This is a genomic window from Streptomyces ipomoeae 91-03 (assembly GCF_000317595.1).
Classification (GTDB): domain Bacteria; phylum Actinomycetota; class Actinomycetes; order Streptomycetales; family Streptomycetaceae; genus Streptomyces; species Streptomyces ipomoeae.
Genome location: NZ_AEJC01000040.1, coordinates 1 through 17,665 on the forward strand (window position 1 = coordinate 1; position 17,665 = coordinate 17,665).

Here is a 17,665-nt window from a genome sequence, read left to right on the forward strand (position 1 = left end):
GAGGCCGGGGCGCCCGAGGGGCCCGGGGCGGCCGACGGGTTCGGGGCGGCCGACGCGGCCGGTGACGCCGATATTGCTGGTGGGACGGGGAGCGCTGCTGAGTGGACCGAGGGTACAGGGGCGGTCATGTCCTGTTCCTTTGCGACCGTGACCTCAATTGAGATCTCAAGTTCCGGCAGGCTCGTATCGTCACATGTACCCGCAGGTAAGGGAGAGCGCTTTCGAAATCATCCGGAATGAGTCGCTCCTTACCGCTGGTTCGGCTTGTTGCCCCCTTGCTGCTCGTTCCCCGGACGCCGTATGTGCCCGGCCTGTTGCCCCAGGCCCGGGTTACCCGGGTTCGCAGTCCCCGGTGACGGGTTCGGAACCCCCGGTGTCGTCCTGGTCGTGGTCGGGCGGCTTCGGGCCGCCGCCGCCGACACCCGTGACGTCTGGCCTTGTTGGTCGACGAGTTCGATGATCCGTGAGACGGGAGTGCGCCACGCCATGGGCTTGTCGGGGCTGTGGATGACCCAGTCGGTGTCGCGGAAGTGGGAGGACAGGGTGCGGCCGAGTCGGGTGGCGTCGAACGGGCCGCTGGACTCGAAGACGCCCAGCGACAGCGGTCTGCCCAGCTCCCGTTCCCATCGGCGCGCCCAGTCGGCCAGCACCGGGCATTGCCGTGTTCCGGCGGCCTGTTCCGGCCTGTTCCGGCGTGTCCCGAGGCCAGTCCGTCGGCCTGTCCTCAGGCCTGTCCTCCCACTGTTTTCCGGGCCCGTTCTCCGACGTCCCGGACCTCTTGACACCCACCTGCACGGCAGGCACATTGAGTTGCGCAACCTGAATCAAGTTGCGCAGACAGCAACTGGACCGGCTGGACTGGTTTTCAACCCGGAGGTGCGGCGATGGCGGGACCCCGAGTGGTCATCATCGGAGCGGGCGTCGTTGGCGCGGCTCTCGCGGACGAGATCTCCGCACGAGGCTGGACCGAAGTGACCGTGGTCGACCAAGGCCCGCTCCCGGCCACCGGCGGCTCCAGCTCGCACGCCCCGGGCCTGGTCTTCCAGACCAACTCCTCCAAGACGATGACCGAGCTGGCCCGCTACACCGTCGAGAAGTTCTGCTCCCTCGACGTCGACGGCAAGCCCTGTTTCCTCCAGGTCGGCGGCCTCGAAGTGGCCACCACCCCCGAGCGCCTGACCGAACTGCACCGCCGCCACGGCTGGATCACCGCCTGGGGCATCGAGGCCCGGCTGCTGACCCCCGACGAGTGCGTCGAGCAGCACCCCCTGGTCAACCGCGACAGGGTCCTCGGCGGCCTCCTGGTGCCCACGGACGGACTGGCCAAGGCCGTCCTCGCCGTGGAGGCCCAGATCCGCCGGGCCACCGAACGCGGCGTACGCTTCCTCGCCCGCCACGAAGTCCTCGACGTCCAGCAGGCCGACGGCCGCGTCACCGGCGTCCTGACCGACCAGGGCGAGATCCCCGCCGACATCGTCGTGTGCTGCGCCGGCATCTGGGGCCCGAAAATCGCCCGCATGGTGGGCATGAACCTCCCGCTGACCCCGCTCGCCCACCAACTCGCCTGGACCGGCCCGATCCCGGCCCTCGCCGGCCAGACCGAGGAAGCGGTCCGCCCGATCCTGCGCCACCAGGACGCCGACCTCTACTACCGCGACCGCTTCGACGGCATCGGCATCGGCTACTACGGCCACCGTCCGATGCCCATCTCCGCCGACGACATCCTCTCCGTCGACGAGGCGGACGAGATGCCCTCGGTCCTGAAGTTCACCGAGGACGACTTCGCCGACGCCTGGACCGAGACCCAGTCCCTGCTCCCCGCGACGCAGGAGGCCAAGGTCGACGAGGGCATCAACGGCCTGTTCTCCTTCACCACCGACAACTTCCCGCTCCTCGGCGAGTCCCCCGACGTCAAGGGCTTCTGGGTCGCCGAGGCCGTCTGGGTCACCCACTCCGCGGGCGTCGGCCGGGCCATGGCCGAATGGCTGGTCGACGGATACTGCTCGTCCTTCGACCTGCACGAGTGCGACGTCAACCGCTTCGAGCCGCACCAGCTCACCCCGGAGTACGTCCTGGCCCGCGACTGCCAGAACTTCGTCGAGGTCTACGACATCCTGCATCCGCTGCAACCGTCGGGGAAGCCGCGCCCGATCCGCACCAGCCCGTTCCACGCCCGCCAGCAGGAACAGGGCGCCTTCTTCCTGGAGGCGAACGGCTGGGAACGCCCGCAGTGGTACGAGGCCAACGCGGGCCTGGTCGAGGGCCGTACCGTCCCCACCCCGGGCGACTGGGCGGCGCAGTACTGGTCGCCCATCGTCGGCGCGGAGGCGCAGATCACCCGCGAGACCGTCGCGATGTACGACATGACGGCCCTGAAGCGGCTGGAGGTGAGCGGCCCCGGCGCCGCGGCCTTCCTGGAGCGGCTGTGCACGGGCAAGGTGGCCAAGTCCGTCGGCTCCGTGACGTACACGCTGCTGCTGGACCACGACGGCGGCATCCGCAGCGACATCACCGTCGCCCGCCTCGCCCCCGACCGCTTCCAGGTCGGCGCCAACGGCAACCTGGACCTCGACTGGTTCACCCGCCACCTCCCCGCCGACGGCACGGTCCAGGTCCGCGACATCACCCCCGGCACCTGCTGCGTCGGTCTGTGGGGACCCCTCGCCCGCAAGGTGCTCCAACCCCTGACGGACGAGGACTTCTCGGGCGACGGCCTGAAGTACTTCCGCGCCAAGCGCGCCCACATCGGCTCCGTCCCGGTGACGGCGATGCGCCTGTCGTACGTCGGCGAACTCGGCTGGGAGCTGTACACCACCGCCGACCTGGGCCAGAAGCTCTGGGACACCCTGTGGCAGGCCGCCCAACCGCTCGGTGGCATCGTCGCCGGCCGCGGCGCCTTCAACAGCCTCCGCCTGGAGAAGGGCTACCGCTCCTTCGGCACCGACATGACCTACGAGCACGACCCCTACGAGGCCGGCGTCGGCTTCGCCGTCAAGCTCGACAAGGACGACTTCATCGGCAAGGAGGCGCTGGAGCGCCGCAAGGCCGACGTACGGCGCAGGCTCACCTGCCTCACCATCGACGACCCACGGTCGGTGGTGATGGGCAAGGAACCGGTCTACGACGGCGACCGCGCGGTCGGCTACGTCACCAGTGCCGCCTACGGCTACACCATCGGCAAGGGCATCGCGTACGCCTGGCTGCCGACCGAGCTCACCGCACCCGGAACCACCGTGCACATCGGCTACTTCGACCAGCGCGTCGAGGCGGTCGTCGCCGAGGAACCCCTGTTCGACCCGACCATGTCCCGCCTGCGTGGCTAGGGGCCGCCTCCGAGGGAAGGGACACCGCCGGTGACCGCACAGCTGCTCGACGGCAAGGCGACCGCCGCAACCATCCGCCGCGAACTCACGGAACGAGTCGCCAAGCTGACCGCCGACGGCGGACGTACGCCGGGCCTGGGCACGGTCCTCGTCGGCGACGACCCCGGCAGCCACGCCTACGTCGCCGGCAAGCACCGCGACTGCGCGCAGGTCGGCATCACCTCGATCCGTCGGGACCTGCCCGCCGACGCCACCCAGCAGCAGGTCGAGGACGTCATCGACGAGCTCAACGCCGACCCGGCCTGCACCGGCTACATCGTCCAACTCCCCCTCCCGCGCCACCTGGACGCGAACGCCGTACTGGAACGCATGGACCCGGCCAAGGACGCCGACGGTCTGCACCCGGTGAACCTGGGCCGGCTCGCCCTGGGCGTCGACGCCCCACTGCCGTGCACCCCGCGCGGCATCGTCGAACTCCTCCGCCGCCATGACGTACCGATCGCCGGAGCCCGCGTCTGCGTGATCGGCCGGGGCATCACCGTCGGACGCCCCATCGGACTGCTGCTGACCCGCCGCTCGGAGAACGCCACCGTCACCCTGTGCCACACCGGCACCAAGGGCCTGGCCTGGCATGTCCGCGAGGCGGACATCGTCATCGCCGCCGCCGGCTCGCCCGCACTGATCACCCCCGACATGCTGCGCCCCGGCGCGGCGGTCCTGGACGTCGGCATCACCCGCACCGACCAGGGACTCGTCGGCGACGTGCACCCGGACGCCGCCCAGGTCGCCGGATGGCTCGCGCCCATGCCCGGCGGCGTGGGGCCCATGACACGCGCCATGCTCCTCGCCAACGTCGTCGAGGCAGCGGAGAGGAACGCGAACGCCGTATGAACGCCCGACTCCCCGAGCACCCGCACCTCTCAGCAGACGGAGACGTCCGATGAGCCCCCGCACCCCCGGAGCCGAACTCCCCGAGCACCCCGACTGGCTGTGGCGCACACCCGAGCCGAAGCGCTCGTACGACGTCATCGTCGTGGGCGGCGGCGGTCACGGCCTCGCCACCGCCCACTACCTGGCGAAGAACCACGGCATCACGAACGTGGCCGTGCTGGAGAAGGGGTGGCTGGCGGGCGGCAACATGGCCCGCAACACCACCATCATCCGCTCCAACTACCTCTGGGACGAGAGCGCGGGCATCTATGAGCACGCGCTCAAGCTGTGGGAGGGCCTGGAGGAGGAGCTGGACTACCCGATCCTGTTCTCCCAGCGTGGCGTGCTGAACCTGGCACACAGCCTCCAGGACGTCCGCGACAGCGTGCGCCGCGTCGAGGCGAACCGTCTGAACGGCGTGGACGCGGAATGGCTGGACGCCGCCCAGGTCAAAGAGGTCTGCCCGATCGTCAACATCTCACCGGAGGTGCGTTATCCGGTACTGGGCGGTACCTATCAACCCCGGGCGGGCATCGCCAAGCACGACCACGTCGCCTGGGGCTTCGCCCGTTCCGCGGACGCCGCGGGCATCGACATCATCCAGAACTGCGAGGTCACGGGAGTGGATGTGGTCGACGGCCGGGTGGTCGGGGTCCAGACCACCCTCGGCCCGATGGCGGCGGGCAAGGTGGCCCTGTGCTCGGCGGGCCACACCTCGGTCCTCGCCGCCATGGCGGGCATCGAACTCCCGCTCCAGAGCCACCCGTTGCAGGCGCTGGTGTCGGAGTTGCTGGAGCCGGTGCACCCGACCGTCGTCATGTCCAACGCGGTCCATGTGTACGTCAGCCAGGCGCACAAGGGCGAGTTGGTGATGGGCGCGGGCATCGACGCGTACAACTCGTACACCCAGCGCGGGGCCTTCCACATCATCGAGCAACAGATGTCGGCGGCCCTGGAACTCTTCCCGGTCTTCGCCCGCGCGCATGTGCTGCGCACCTGGGGCGGCATCGTCGACGTCAGCCCCGACGCCTCACCGATCATCGGCCTGACCCCGGTCGACAACCTCTACCTCAACTGCGGCTGGGGCACGGGCGGTTTCAAGGCCACGCCCGGGGTGGGCTGGGTGTACGCCCACACCATCGCGCACAACGCACCGCATCCGCTGAACGCCCCGTTCACGCTCGACCGTTTCACCACCGGCGCGCTCGTCGACGAGCACGGCGCGGCCGCGGTGGCCCACTAGGACCACTAGGGAGCCGACCCATGCTGCTCATCCCCTGCCCGTGGTGCGGGCCCCGCGACGAGGCCGAGTTCCACTACGGCGGCCAGGCCCACGTGCCCTACCCCGAGAACCCGTCCACCCTCACCGACGTGGAATGGGCCCGCTACCTCTTCTTCCGCGACAACCCCAAGGGCCCCTTCGCCGAACGCTGGAGCCACGCGGCGGGCTGCCGCCGCTGGTTCAACGCGATACGGGACACGTCGACGAACGAGGTGTTGGCGGTGTACCGGGCAGGGGAGGAGCGCCCGGTGGCCGTTGAGTCGAGGCCGGTGTTCTCAGCGGGGTCCGGGGAGGCAGCCCCAGAAGGGGCGCGTGGCGGTGCAGGGGGCGAAGCCCCCGCCGAAGTCGAAGGCGCGGAGCCCCTGGAGGACGGGACGGGCAGGGGCGGCGGGGGCACATCCCAACCGTTCCGCCACCCCACCCGAGGCCGAATCCACCGCGACGAACCCCTCACCTTCGTCTTCGACGGCACGGAATACCAGGGCTACCGGGGTGACACCCTCGCGTCGGCCCTCTTGGCGAACGGCGTCATCCGATCCGGCACCAGCATCAAACTCGGCCGCCCCCGGGGCATCTTCTCGGCCGGCGTCGAGGAACCCAACGCGGTCATCCAGATCGAGGCCCCGTTCCCCGAGCCGATGCTCCCGGCGACCACGGTCGAGCTCTACGACGGCCTCGTCGCCGGCAGCCTCCCCGGCCAGGGCCGCCTCGCCACGGAACCGGACCCCGCCCGCTACGACGCCGTACACGCCCACTGCGACCTGCTGATCGTCGGCGCGGGCCCGGCGGGCCTCGCGGCCGCATCGGCGGCAGCGAGAAGCGGCGCCCGCGTCATCCTCGCCGACGACCGACCCGAACCGGGCGGCAGCCTCCTGGACACGGCCGAACACCTCGACTGGCTGGCGCAGACCACCGCACAGCTCGACACCGCCCCCGAGGTCCGCGTCCTGCGCCGCACCACCGTCTTCGGCTACTACGACGACAACCACCTCCTCGCCGTGGAACGCCGCACCAACCACCTCGGCGCCCACGCCCCCGAGAAGGTCTCGCGCGAACGCGTCTGGCGCATCCGCGCCCGCCGCGTCGTCCTGGCCACCGGCGCCCACGAACGCTCGCTCGCCTTCGCGGACAACGACCGCCCCGGAGTGATGCTCGCCGCCTCGGCCCGCACGTACGTCAACCGCCACGGCGTCCTCCCGGGCCGCCACGCGGTGGTCTTCACCACCAACGACAGCGCCTACGCCGCTGCCCTGGACCTGCACTCGGCCGGGGTACAGGTCGCGGCGATCGTCGACACCCGCCCCGACCCGGGGGAGTGGGCGGAACACGCCAGGGCGGCCGGCATCGAGGTGCTGCCCGCTCACGCCGTCACCGCCACGGAGGGCGACGCCCGCCTCACCGCCGTGACCGTCGCCCCGTACGGAGAGTCCGCGGGACAGCGGGAGTTCGCCGCCGACCTGCTGCTGGTCTCCGGCGGCTGGAACCCGGCGGCACACCTGTTCAGCCAGGCGGGCGGCAAACTGCGCCACGACGAGGCGCTCGGCTCGTTCGTCCCCGACACCTGCCGCCAGGCGGTCGAGGTCGTGGGCAGCGCGAACGGCGTCCTCGACCCGGCCGCGGTCCTGGCGCAGGGCGCCGCCGCCGGAGCCCGAGCCGTGGAGGCGGAGGGCTACACCCCGGAGGCACCCCGCCTCCCGGCGATCGCCGCCCAGCCGCGGCCGACGCCCCCGATGCACGTGTACGCCGTCCCCGGCGCTCCGGACGCCCCCCGTTTCGTCGACCTGCAACGGGACGTCACCGTCGACGACCTGGCCCGGGCCACCGGCGCCGGCATGCGCTCGGTCGAGCACACCAAGCGCTACACCACCGCCGGTACGGCCAACGACCAGGGCAAGACCTCCGGTGTCCTGGCCGGCGGCGTCGTCGCCGAACTCCTCGGCGTGGACATCTCCGCCCTCGGCACGACCACCTTCCGTCCCCCGTACACCCCCGTCTCCTTCGCCACGCTCGCCGGCCGTGACCGGGGCGCGCTGCACGACCCGATCCGCACGACCGCCCTGCACTCATGGCACGTCGAGCACGGCGCCCTGTTCGAGAACGTCGGCCAGTGGCAGCGCCCCTGGTACTACCCGCGGGACGGCGAGGACATGGAGAGCGCCGTACTGCGCGAATGCCGGGCGGCCCGCGAGAGCGTGGCCTTCATGGACGCCTCCACCCTCGGCAAGATCGACGTACAGGGCCCGGACGCGGCCGTCTTCCTCGACCGGCTCTACACCAACATGATGAGCACCCTGAAGGTCGGCATGATCCGCTACGGCGTGATGTGCCGCCTGGACGGCATGGTCTTCGACGACGGCACGGTCATCCGCCTCGCCCAGGACCGCTTCCTGGTCACCACCACGACGGGCAACGCGGCCACGGTCCTGGACTGGATGGAGGAGTGGCTGCAGACGGAGTGGCCGGAGCTGAAGGTCCACTGCACGTCGGTGACGGAGCAGTGGGCCACCGTCGCCCTGGTGGGCCCGCGCTCACGTGCCGTCCTCGGCGCTCTCGCACCCCGACTGGCCGTGGAGAACGACGACTTCCCCTTCATGGCCTGGCGGGAGACCACGGTCGCGGGCATCGAGGCGCGCGTGTGCCGGATCAGCTTCTCCGGTGAACTGGCCTACGAGATCAACGTCTCCCCGTGGCAGGCCCGCGCCCTGTGGGAGGCGCTGTACGAGGCCGGGGCCCCGTACGGCATCACCCCGTACGGCACGGAGACCATGCACGTCCTGCGCGCGGAGAAGGGCTATCCCATCATCGGCCAGGACACCGACGGCACCGTCACCCCCCAGGACCTCGGCATGAACTGGGTGGTGTCGAAGAAGAAGCCCGACTTCATCGGCAAGCGCTCCTTCGCCCGCGCCGACACCGCCCGCCCCGACCGCAAACACCTGGTGGGCCTGCTCCCGGACGACCCCGGCGACTTCCTGCCCGAGGGCACCCACCTGGTCGCCGACAGCGAACTGCCCGCTCCGCCGGTGCCGATGCTGGGCCATGTCACCTCCAGCTACCGCAGCGCCGCCCTCGGCCGGACCTTCGCCCTCGCCCTGATCAAGGGTGGCCGCGACCGCATCGGCGAGCGCCTCTACGCCCCCGTGGGCGACCGACTGGTTCCGGTGACCGTCGCGAACCCCGTCCTCTACGACCCCGAGGGAGCCCGCCGCGATGGCTGACACCGCCCTGACCGCCCCGCTCCGCAGCCCCCTGGCGCACGCCGCCGACCGCCTGGCCGCCGCGACCCGCACCTCGGGGGGCGCGATCCGCCTGGCCGAACTGCCCTTCCTCACCCAGATCAACATCCGCCTCGATGCCAAGGGCCCGGCGGCCGACGCCGTGGGCCTGGCCCTGGACCTCCCGCTGCCCCTGGAACCGAACACCCTCGTACGCGCGGGCCGGTTGACGGCGCTGTGGCTGGGCCCGGACGAATGGCTGCTGGTGGCCCCGCCCGGCGGCGAGCGGGACCTGGAAGCCCGTATCCGCGAGGCCGCCGGCGACGAACCCGTCTCCGTCACCGACGTCTCCGCCCAACGCACCACTCTCCTGGTCGCGGGCCCCCGCGCCCGCGACCTGCTGTCCCACGGCTGCTCCCTCGACCTCCACCCCCGCGCCTTCGCCCCCGGCCGCTGCGCCCAGACCACCCTGGCCCGCACCCAGGTCGTCCTCGTCGCCCGCGACGACCCCAGTCCCAGGTCCGGTTTCTGGGTACTGGTCCGCTCCTCCTTCGCCGACCACCTGACGGAGTGGCTGCTCGACGCGGCAACGGAATACCTGTGACCGTGGCAGGCCCCTAGCGGGTGAGCAGGTACGCCAGTGTGCCGGCTCCTCCGGCGCAGGCGAGGACGGCCGAGGCGCATGCGCTGTGGCGTCTGAGCAGGTCGTGCCGGAGAGCGGCGTAACGGTCCTCGTACTCCTGGCGCAGCTCCGCGGCACGTTCGGCTGTCGACAGCAGCATCCGACGGGTGAGGTCGATGCGTTGACGGACGTAGTGGCGTGTGACGTCCTCCGCCTGGGCGGCGGTCAGCCAGGGCATCCGCGCACAGAGCTCCTCGGCCTCTCGGCGTGCTTCCTCGCGGTGGGTGTGGGCGAGAAGGTAGCCCTCGATCGTGTCGCACAGCGCGCTGGTCCCGTCGTCGCGCGAGGTGTGCCGCCCGTCGCCCCTCACCGCGGTTCGCCCCGGTGGCTGTCGGCGTCCAGAACGTCCCGTTTCCCGGCGTGCTCCCGGTACTCGATTTTCGCCAGCCTCGGGTGGTGCAGATCGAAGGCGGGGGATTCGGAGCGGATGCGCGGCAGGGTGACGAAGTTGTGACGGGGCGGCGGGCACGAGGTGGCCCACTCCAGGGAGCGGCCGTAGCCCCAGGGGTCGTCCACCTCGACCCGCTCGCCCCGCTGGGCGGTCTTCCAGACGTTGTAGAGGAAGGGCAGGGTGGACAGGCCGAGGAGGAAGGAGCCGATGGAGGAGACGGTGTTGAGGGCGGTGAAGCCGTCGGCGGCCAGGTAGTCGGCGTAGCGGCGGGGCATGCCTTCGGCGCCGAGCCAGTGCTGGACGAGGAAGGTGGTGTGGAAGCCGACGAACAGGGTCCAGAAGTGGATCTTCTCCAGACGGTGGTCGAGCATGGTGCCGGTCATCTTCGGCCACCAGAAACTGAATCCGCCGAACATCGCGAAGACGATCGTGCCGAAGAGCACGTAGTGGAAGTGCGCGACCACGAAGTACGTGTCGGTGACGTGGAAGTCCATCGGCGGCGAGGCGAGCAGCACGCCGGTCAGGCCGCCGAAGAGAAATGTGACGAGGAATCCGGTGGCCCACAGCATCGGTGGCTCGAAGGACAGTGAGCCCTTCCACATCGTGCCGATCCAGTTGAAGAACTTCACCCCGGTCGGCACGGCGATCAGGAAACTCATGAAGGAGAAGAACGGCAGCAGCACCGCTTGGGTGGCGAACATGTGGTGGGCCCACACCGTCACGGACAGACCGGTGATGGCGATGGTGGCGCCGATCAGACCCGCGTAGCCGAAGATCGGTTTACGGGAGAACACCGGGATGATCTCGGTGACCACGCCGAAGAACGGCAGGGCGAGGATGTAGACCTCGGGGTGGCCGAAGAACCAGAAGAGGTGCTGCCACAGGATCGCGCCGCCGTTCTCGGGGTCGAAGACCTGCGCGCCGAACTTCCGGTCCGCTTCCAGGACGAGCAGGGCGGCGGCGAGGACGGGGAAGGCGAACAGAACCAGCACCGAGGTGAGCAGCACGTTCCAGGTGAAGATCGGCATGCGGAACATGGTCATGCCGGGGGCACGCATGCAGATGATGGTGGTGATGAAGTTGACCGCGCCGAGGATCGTGCCGAATCCGGCGAACGCCAGCCCCATGACCCACAGGTCGCCACCCACCTGAGTGGTGCGCTCGCCACCGCTGAGCGGGGTGTAGGCGGTCCAACCGAAGTCCGCGCCGCCCTCGGGGGTCAGGAAGCTGCCGAGCACGATCAGGCCGCCGAAGAGAAACAGCCAGTACGAGAGCATGTTCAAACGAGGGAAGGCCACGTCCGGGGCGCCGATCTGGAGCGGCATGATCGCGTTGGTGAACCCGGCGAACGTCGGCGTCGCGAACAGCAGCAGCATGATCGTGCCGTGCATCGTGAACGCCTGGTTGTACTGCTCGCTGGACAGCAACTGCAGTCCGGGACGGGCCAGTTCGGCCCTGATCGCCATCGCCAGAACCCCGCCCACCAGGAAGAAACAGAACGAGGTGATCAGATAGAGGTGGCCGATCTTCTTGTGGTCGGTGGTCGTCAGCCATGTGACGATCACCTGGCCCCGGCTGCGGCGCTCCGCCGCCGGAACCGGAGCAACCGGTTCGGTATGTGATGCCATGGGTTCCCTCGATTGACCGTAGCGGGGGGTGGTGGGCAGTGCGTACCAGCCTCGCGGGGATCAGTCCCGGAAAGTCGGCGCCGCCGCCGACCCTCGGCGGCTTCTGGGCCGAATGACCGACAGATTCACCCACCTGAATGACTGCCGGCCGCGCGCACCACCTGACCGCGGCCCGTGTGCGTGCGGCTGTTCGCCGTCAGGCCAGGGGTGCCGTGAAGGACGGCGGGTCGAGGGTCGTACGGATGCCGGGGGAGTGGCGCGCGGTCGGGCGCCGGCCGGTGGACCGGACGTCCCGGGCGGGGGCGGGATCGGTGGTGCGGGACCAGGTGGCACAGTCCGCAGTAATACGAGGGTCCAGCGGCGGCGGGTGATCTTCCAGCCCCGGTCGGTGCGGAGGTACGCCATTCCGGCGGCGCGCGCGGCCACGCCTGGCCCCCTGGCGCACAACCGGACGTCGACCGGCCCGCGCTCGCCGGAGCCGGTCCTGCGGGCGTCGGCGCGACTCCGGTTCCGCGACATCCTGAACGCCGCCCCGGCAGCGTCGCCCCCGGGGACGCCGACGTCGTCTTCGACATGCTCCTCGGCGCCGTCCTGATCCGTTCGTGATCCGGGGACGGTCAATTTCGGATGCGGCATGCGCATGCTCCGTGGTGGGATGCGCGGCATGAGCGACTCGCTGCGTGGGCGTATCGAGCGGTACTACGCCGCCGTGCCCCTGCTGTTCGCCGACGCCGAAGAGTTCGGCCCGATGCGGCTGTTCGTGCGCAAGGAACGAGGCACCCCCTACTACGGCGGTCCGAGCCACGCCCAACCGATCGCGGAGGGCGCCGGGACGGTCACCGCGGCCGACATCGCCCGGGTGCGTGCCCGGCAGCGCGAACTCGGCGTGCCGGAGGCATTCGAATGGCTCGCCGAGGCGGCCCCGACGCTGCGCGCCCGTATCGAGGCCGCCGGCCTCCCGGTGCGGGAACGCCCGCTGATGGCCCTCGACCCGCACCACCCTCTGCCCCCGCAGCCCCTGCCGGACGGCGTCACGCTCCGCGTGCTGACGGCCGACGACCCGGTCCTGCCCAGGGCCCTCGCTCTGCCCCGCCTGGCCTTCGCCGAGGCGGGCACCGCGGTGGGGGCGATGGGCCGCGTGGAACTGTCGGCGGCGGCTGAGGAACTGACCGCGGACGGCACGGTCGAGGCGATCCGCCCCACCCTCCGCGCCGGACACAAGACCCTCATCGCCGCCCTCGCCCCCGACGGCACCCCACTCGCCGTCGGCCATTACCACCCGGCGAACGGCACCACCGAGATCGGCGGCGTCGGCACCCTCCCCACCGCTCGCCGCCAGGGCCTGGCCGCAGCCGTCACGGCGGCACTGGCCGGTCATGCCCGCGACCACGGGGTGCGTACCGTCTTCCTCGCCTACGCCGAGGACACCATCGCCCGCATCTACGCCCGTCTGGGCTTCCGGCCCGCGAACATCACCCTGCTGATCGCCAACCAGCCCGCACGGTCGTGAGTTCGCGGCGAGATGCACCACGTCCGGCTGCGAGGCTCGACGCGGAGTGTCGGTGACTTGCGACGGCGCCGTATGAGCGGCGCGCCGGACCCCGCGTCTCCGGCAGGATCCGGCACGGGGCGTCAGCGGCCGAGGCCCTCGACCGCCACCGTGGCGGCCTTGGCGATCAGGGCGTCGCGGCGCTCGGCGCCCTGCTTGTCGCGGGTGGACAGGACCGCCATGACGATGGGGTTGCCACCGTCGGACGGCCACACCACAGCGATGTTGTTGCGTCCCCCGTATCCGGCGCTGCCGCTCTTGTCGGCCACTTCCCAGTCGTCGGGGACACCCGCCCTGATGAGGTTCCGACCGGTCATGTTGGTCGTCATCCACTGCCGCAGGAGCCGGCGTTCGTTCCGCTTCAGGGCGTCGCCGAGCAGGAAGGCCCGCAGGCTCCCCGCCATCGCGCGCGGTGTGCTCGTGTCGCGGATGTCGCCCGGGATGCCGTCGCTCATGTCGGGCTCGTAGCGGTCCATCTCGGTGACGTCGTCGCCGAGTCGCTCCAGCACCCTCTCCAGGCCGTCGGGGCCGCCGAGTTCGTCGAGGAGGAGGTTGACAGCGGTGTTGTCGCTGTACCAGAGGGTCGCGGCGCACAGCCCCCGCAAGGTCATGCCGGTCTCGACGAAGTTCTCGGACACGGGCGAGTCCGCGACCACATCGTCGCGCGAGAACCTGACCACCTTGTCGATGCCGTCCGTCCCGTACTTCCGCAGGATGGCACCCACCGCCAGTGCCTTGAACGTGGAGGCGTACGCGAACCGGTCGTCCGCCTGGTAGCCGACCGACCGGCCCGTGCCCGTATCCAGGGCGTAGACGCCGAGCCGCGCGTCGAACTCCTTCTCCAGCGACCGGAATTCGGCGGCTGTGGGCTTCGCGGTCGCCGCCGTCGACGCGGACCGCGCCGCGCCGAGGGGTGAGCCGGCCCCGGACGCGGTTTCCTGATCGAACGCCGGAAGCACGGCAAGCGCCAGTAAGCCGGCCGCCGCCCAGGCGGCGCCCCGGCGGATGCGAAGCGGATACGTCATGGAATGGACCTCCAAGCCGTCGGATGACATGCGGATGACATGCGGATGGCATACGGATGCCAGGTGGAATCTGTGCGCCCGGGGAAAGCCCTGGGCGGCGACCACTCTCCGGTCGGTGGGTTGCCGAGGTCCAAGACGCGGACGCTCGACTCCATGCTGTTTTGGCATAGTAGGGCTCGTGGATCTTGTTGCGGCATGCCGGGCGTTCGTCAGCGTGAGCGAGCACGGCAGTTTCACGGTGGGCGCCGCGGCGGCCCGTACGGCCCAGTCCGTGGTGAGCCGCCGCGTCGCGGCGCTGGAACAACGCCTCGGCGAGCGGCTGTTGGACCGGTCCTCGCGGGCGGTGACGCTGACGCCCTTCGGCCGGGACATGCTGCCGACGGCGAGGCAACTCGTGCGGCTCGCCGACCGGTTCGAGCACGAGGCGGAGGCCGCGCGGCGCCGGCCCTTGCGGCTCGCCATTCCCGCCGACTGCCCGACCGGTGCCCTCGCCCGCCTCATCGCGGAGGCGCATCAGCAGGGAGTTCTCCTCGACCCGTTCCCGGCCGGGCCGGCCGAACGAGCGGACCTCGTGACGTCCCGGCAGGTGCGTGCGGCGCTGCTCGCGGTGGCTCCCACCGAGGCGACCTGGACGGTGCCGCTGGGGCTGGCGGTCGCGCACGAACCGGGCGGCGGGCCGATCTACCTGGACACCCTGCGCCCCGGCCGCGCCGACCGCGACCAGCGCCCCCGGCGCGTGTGGCTGCAACCGGAGGACGACGTACCGCACGTACGGGACCGTCTCGCCCGTCTGCGCGACGCCGTCGGGCTGCGCCCGGCCCAGCTGGCCGTCGCACCGGCCGTGGCCACCGCCGCGGCGGACGCGCTCAGCCATGGCGACGCACTGCTGTGCCCGGCCGCACAGGCACACGAACTCGGCCTCCACTGGCGGCCCGTCGGCGAACTGGGCCGCGGCTTCGCACGGGGGTTCTCCCTGACCGTGGCGGACGAGGCGGACGCCGACGTGGCCCGCGTACGCCAGGCGTGCGCGCACGGCATCGCCCGGTGCCTCGGCGCCACGGAGCGCTCGGAGGCAGCCGCGTGACCACCACCACCGAGAGACTGCTCGGGGATCTGCGCCAAGCCCTGCGCGACGGCGGGCTCCACGGCTCGTTCCTCGTCCGGGACCTGGAGACCGGTGACGAGATCGGCATCGACCCCGACATCGAGTTACCCGTCGCGTCCCTCGTGAAGATCCCGCTCGCCCTGGTGACGCTGGAACGCATCCGGCGCGGGGAACTCGACGGCGCCACGATGATCGAGGTGCCGCCGGGGCGGATCACCACCCCCGGTCCGACCGGTCTGAGCCGGTTCCGTCACGCCGCCCATATCGCCGTGGAGGACCTGCTCTACCTCAGCACCTGCATCAGCGACAACAGCGCCGCCGACGCCCTCTTCGAACTCACGCCGCCCGCCCGGGTCGCGGCGGCCCTGCACGAGTTCGGGCTGCGCGGCATCGCCGTACGGCACACCATGCGCGAGCTCGCCGAAACACCGGTGGAGCGTTTCGACCCGGCGGACGTGCACCTCGCGCACGCCCTCGCGATCGACGCCGGCACGCCTGGGCGCGGCCACCGGGTGCCGCAACTCGACATCTCGCGTGCCAACATCGGGACGGCACGGGCCTTCGTCGACCTCCTCCAGGCCCTCTGGCGGTCACAGCACGGAACCATGGGCGCCGAGTCCTCGCCGATCCACCCCGATGTCGCGGCACGGGTACGCGACCTCATGGCCAACAACCTCGTGCGCAACCGCCTCGCCCCGGACTTCGACTCCGACGCCTCCACCTGGTCGTCCAAGACCGGCATGCTGCTCAACCTGCGCCATGAGGCCGGCGTGGTCGAACACGCCGACGGCCGGACCTATGCGATAGCCGTCCTGACCGAGTCCCGCGTGGCCGCCGGCCGACAGCCCGGCGCCGACGCCCTCATGGGCCAGGTCGCCCGGCGACTGCGCGACGAACTCCGTTCGAGATGGATCTAGAGCCCGTCTGACGGATCACCTTCCGGATTATTTTCCGGATTATTTTCCGTATCGGCTCCGGATCGGCTCCGCGTCTGCGCCTGGTGGGCCGGCACCGCAGTCCGGGAACAGGGTTCGCGCCGGCCGAAAAACATCGGTCGGAGACCTGTGCCGCTGAATTTCGGTCATCTTCCCCGTTCGGGCGCGCGATAACAAGATCGCCCAAAACGTGCAAGTGTGCGAGTCGCTTGTACCTGGCATGCACTTCGCGAATGCTCGGATCTGTTCGAACCTGGCGCCGTCCACGGTGCCGGGTGGGGCGGACCAAGGAGGGCATGTGTCACCGGCGCTGGACGCCATCAGTGATCTTCCTGAAGCGGCACCTCTGCGGCAAACCTTCGATCCCGATCTCTTACAGAGGGACCTCGACGCGCTGGGCGACCGCACATGGGGTGCTCAGCGAACGGTCGTGGACGGGGGAGACCTGACGGAACCGGCGGAGATCGACTGGCGGTGCCTGGCTCTCCGCGGTCCGGCGGGCGACCCGGACCGAACCGACCCGGGAGGGCCGGGAACCGACGGGTTCGCGGACACTCCGTGGCTGAAGCGCACACCGTACATGGCCGAGGTGCTCGCCTCCCTGCCGACTTCCCTGCGCTGTGCCCGGTTGATGTCGCTGGCCCCCGGAGTCGAAGTCCCGGAGCACCGGGACACGCCGACAGGGTTCCTCTACGGTTTCGTACGGCTGCACGTCCCGATCCGTACCAACCCGGGCGCCGTGCTCCGCATCGACGGCAAGGAGCACCGCTGGCAGCCGGGCCGCCTGTGGTACGGCGACTTCAGCCGACCGCACAGTGTCGTGAACACCGGCAGCCGGCCGCGCGTCCACCTCGTCGTCGACTGCGTCATCACGCCTGAGCTGCTGGATCTGTTTCCCGAGGACTTCCTGCGGCGCGTTCCCATGAGCGACGTGGCGTTCTCGCGCCCCGAGATCCCCCTGCGCCCGTTCGAGCTGGCCGATTTCGAATGCGTACTGACCGTCCCGCCTTCCTTCCTGCGACTGGACGAGCCGGTCGCCGAACACGAAGAACGGGACCTGGACGCACGGGTGGTGGCCAAGCAGGGACACCTGGTCCTGGACATCGCCGATGGGCCCACCTTCGGGCTGATCCATGTGGGCGGCGGCGAGTTCCGCCTCCAGGGCTGGATCGAGGAACGAGGCATGCACCTGGGACTTTCCAGCAGTGCCCCGCGTGCCGTGTTCTTCTCGCGCCGTGGACGCCACCACCAGAGCGTCGAGCGCCCGGCCCGGCCGGCGTGCGCGTGATCTGACACGGAGTTCGACGGCACCACGGCCGGACACGCCCTCGGTCCACACCACTTCCCGAGCCCGCGGGGCGTTTCCCGCCGCATGGCTGGACGCGGCCCGCGTCCGCACCCACAACCCGGCATCGAGGAGGTGCGTCATGCGCTACCTGCACTGATCTCCGGAGCGCCCAAGTCCCGTCCGCCACTTGAGGAGGAACCATGCGCTACCTGCACTGATCCGGAACAGGGCGGCGGGTGACCGGGCGGAAGCCCCGCGGGTCATCCGTTGTCCCAGGGCGGCGGCCCGGTTCGGGCCGCCGCAGCCTATCCC

General features: G+C 70.7%; 13 protein-coding genes. 9 read left to right on the plus strand and 4 right to left on the minus strand.

What is annotated here, in order from left to right:
* Positions 1-248 precede the first annotated feature (248 nt).
* A complete protein-coding gene (locus tag STRIP9103_RS02090) occupies positions 249-650 on the minus strand; it encodes a hypothetical protein (RefSeq protein WP_009296023.1) in 402 nt (133 codons plus the stop codon).
* Positions 651-884: 234 nt separating this feature from the next.
* Between STRIP9103_RS02090 and STRIP9103_RS02095 the strand changes: the two genes are divergently transcribed.
* The 5 genes from STRIP9103_RS02095 to STRIP9103_RS02115 are packed head-to-tail and all read left to right on the plus strand — an operon-like array spanning position 885 to position 9,354.
* Positions 885-3,323 (plus strand): GcvT family protein, encoded by a 2,439-nt coding sequence (locus STRIP9103_RS02095; RefSeq protein ID WP_009296013.1) that lies wholly within the window; start codon positions 885-887, stop codon positions 3,321-3,323.
* Positions 3,324-3,353: 30 nt separating this feature from the next.
* Positions 3,354-4,214, plus strand: coding sequence for a bifunctional methylenetetrahydrofolate dehydrogenase/methenyltetrahydrofolate cyclohydrolase (locus tag STRIP9103_RS02100; RefSeq protein ID WP_009296009.1), 861 nt, complete (start codon positions 3,354-3,356; stop codon positions 4,212-4,214).
* Between the two features lie 49 nt (positions 4,215-4,263).
* Positions 4,264-5,496, plus strand: coding sequence for a sarcosine oxidase subunit beta family protein (locus tag STRIP9103_RS02105; protein WP_009296002.1), 1,233 nt, complete (start codon positions 4,264-4,266; stop codon positions 5,494-5,496).
* Positions 5,497-5,516: 20 nt separating this feature from the next.
* Positions 5,517-8,753, plus strand: a complete 3,237-nt coding sequence (locus STRIP9103_RS02110) for a sarcosine oxidase subunit alpha family protein (protein ID WP_009296003.1) — start codon at positions 5,517-5,519, stop codon at positions 8,751-8,753.
* On the plus strand, positions 8,746-9,354 hold the full coding sequence (locus tag STRIP9103_RS02115) for a sarcosine oxidase subunit gamma (RefSeq protein ID WP_009296014.1): 609 nt from the start codon (positions 8,746-8,748) through the stop codon (positions 9,352-9,354). Before STRIP9103_RS02110 ends, STRIP9103_RS02115 begins: the two co-directional genes overlap by 8 nt.
* Before the next feature lie 13 nt (positions 9,355-9,367).
* On the opposite strand, the gene STRIP9103_RS02120 is transcribed toward STRIP9103_RS02115, so the two are convergent.
* Together STRIP9103_RS02120 and ctaD are read right to left on the minus strand one after the other, a co-directional pair.
* Positions 9,368-9,742, minus strand: a complete 375-nt coding sequence (locus STRIP9103_RS02120; protein WP_009295993.1) for a hypothetical protein — start codon at positions 9,740-9,742, stop codon at positions 9,368-9,370.
* Positions 9,739-11,451, minus strand: a complete 1,713-nt coding sequence (gene ctaD, locus STRIP9103_RS02125) for an aa3-type cytochrome oxidase subunit I (protein ID WP_009296029.1) — start codon at positions 11,449-11,451, stop codon at positions 9,739-9,741. Before ctaD ends, STRIP9103_RS02120 begins: the two co-directional genes overlap by 4 nt.
* Positions 11,452-12,085: 634 nt before the next feature.
* On the opposite strand from ctaD, the gene STRIP9103_RS02130 reads away from it, so the two are divergent.
* Positions 12,086-12,961 (plus strand): GNAT family N-acetyltransferase, encoded by an 876-nt coding sequence (locus STRIP9103_RS02130; protein WP_009295984.1) that lies wholly within the window; start codon positions 12,086-12,088, stop codon positions 12,959-12,961.
* 122 nt (positions 12,962-13,083) lie between these two features.
* On the opposite strand, the gene bla is transcribed toward STRIP9103_RS02130, so the two are convergent.
* On the minus strand, positions 13,084-14,025 hold the full coding sequence (bla, locus tag STRIP9103_RS02135; protein WP_009295990.1) for a class A beta-lactamase: 942 nt from the start codon (positions 14,023-14,025) through the stop codon (positions 13,084-13,086).
* 178 nt (positions 14,026-14,203) lie between these two features.
* Between bla and STRIP9103_RS02140 the strand changes: the two genes are divergently transcribed.
* The 3 genes from STRIP9103_RS02140 to STRIP9103_RS02150 all read left to right on the plus strand — a co-directional run bounded on the left by STRIP9103_RS02140 (position 14,204) and on the right by STRIP9103_RS02150 (position 17,353).
* Positions 14,204-15,109: a LysR family transcriptional regulator gene (locus STRIP9103_RS02140; protein WP_009295998.1), complete on the plus strand. Its 906-nt coding sequence runs from the start codon at positions 14,204-14,206 to the stop codon at positions 15,107-15,109.
* The gene (locus STRIP9103_RS02145; RefSeq protein ID WP_009296026.1) at positions 15,106-16,047 is read left to right on the plus strand and encodes a serine hydrolase; all 942 of its coding nucleotides are present in this window, start codon (positions 15,106-15,108) and stop codon (positions 16,045-16,047) included. Before STRIP9103_RS02140 ends, STRIP9103_RS02145 begins: the two co-directional genes overlap by 4 nt.
* A 448-nt stretch (positions 16,048-16,495) precedes the next feature.
* Positions 16,496-17,353: an aspartyl/asparaginyl beta-hydroxylase domain-containing protein gene (locus STRIP9103_RS02150; protein ID WP_234022087.1), complete on the plus strand. Its 858-nt coding sequence runs from the start codon at positions 16,496-16,498 to the stop codon at positions 17,351-17,353.
* Positions 17,354-17,665 lie beyond the last annotated feature (312 nt).

Coding starts and splice junctions, on each gene's coding strand:
- STRIP9103_RS02110 (WP_009296003.1), top strand. CDS start 5,517: ATGCTGCTCATCCCCTGCCCGTGGTGCGGGCCCCGCGACGAGGCCGAG.
- STRIP9103_RS02115 (WP_009296014.1), top strand. CDS start 8,746: ATGGCTGACACCGCCCTGACCGCCCCGCTCCGCAGCCCCCTGGCGCAC.
- STRIP9103_RS02095 (WP_009296013.1), top strand. CDS start 885: ATGGCGGGACCCCGAGTGGTCATCATCGGAGCGGGCGTCGTTGGCGCG.
- ctaD (WP_009296029.1), bottom strand. CDS start 11,451: ATGGCATCACATACCGAACCGGTTGCTCCGGTTCCGGCGGCGGAGCGC.
- bla (WP_009295990.1), bottom strand. CDS start 14,025: ATGACGTATCCGCTTCGCATCCGCCGGGGCGCCGCCTGGGCGGCGGCC.
- STRIP9103_RS02105 (WP_009296002.1), top strand. CDS start 4,264: ATGAGCCCCCGCACCCCCGGAGCCGAACTCCCCGAGCACCCCGACTGG.
- STRIP9103_RS02130 (WP_009295984.1), top strand. CDS start 12,086: ATGCGCATGCTCCGTGGTGGGATGCGCGGCATGAGCGACTCGCTGCGT.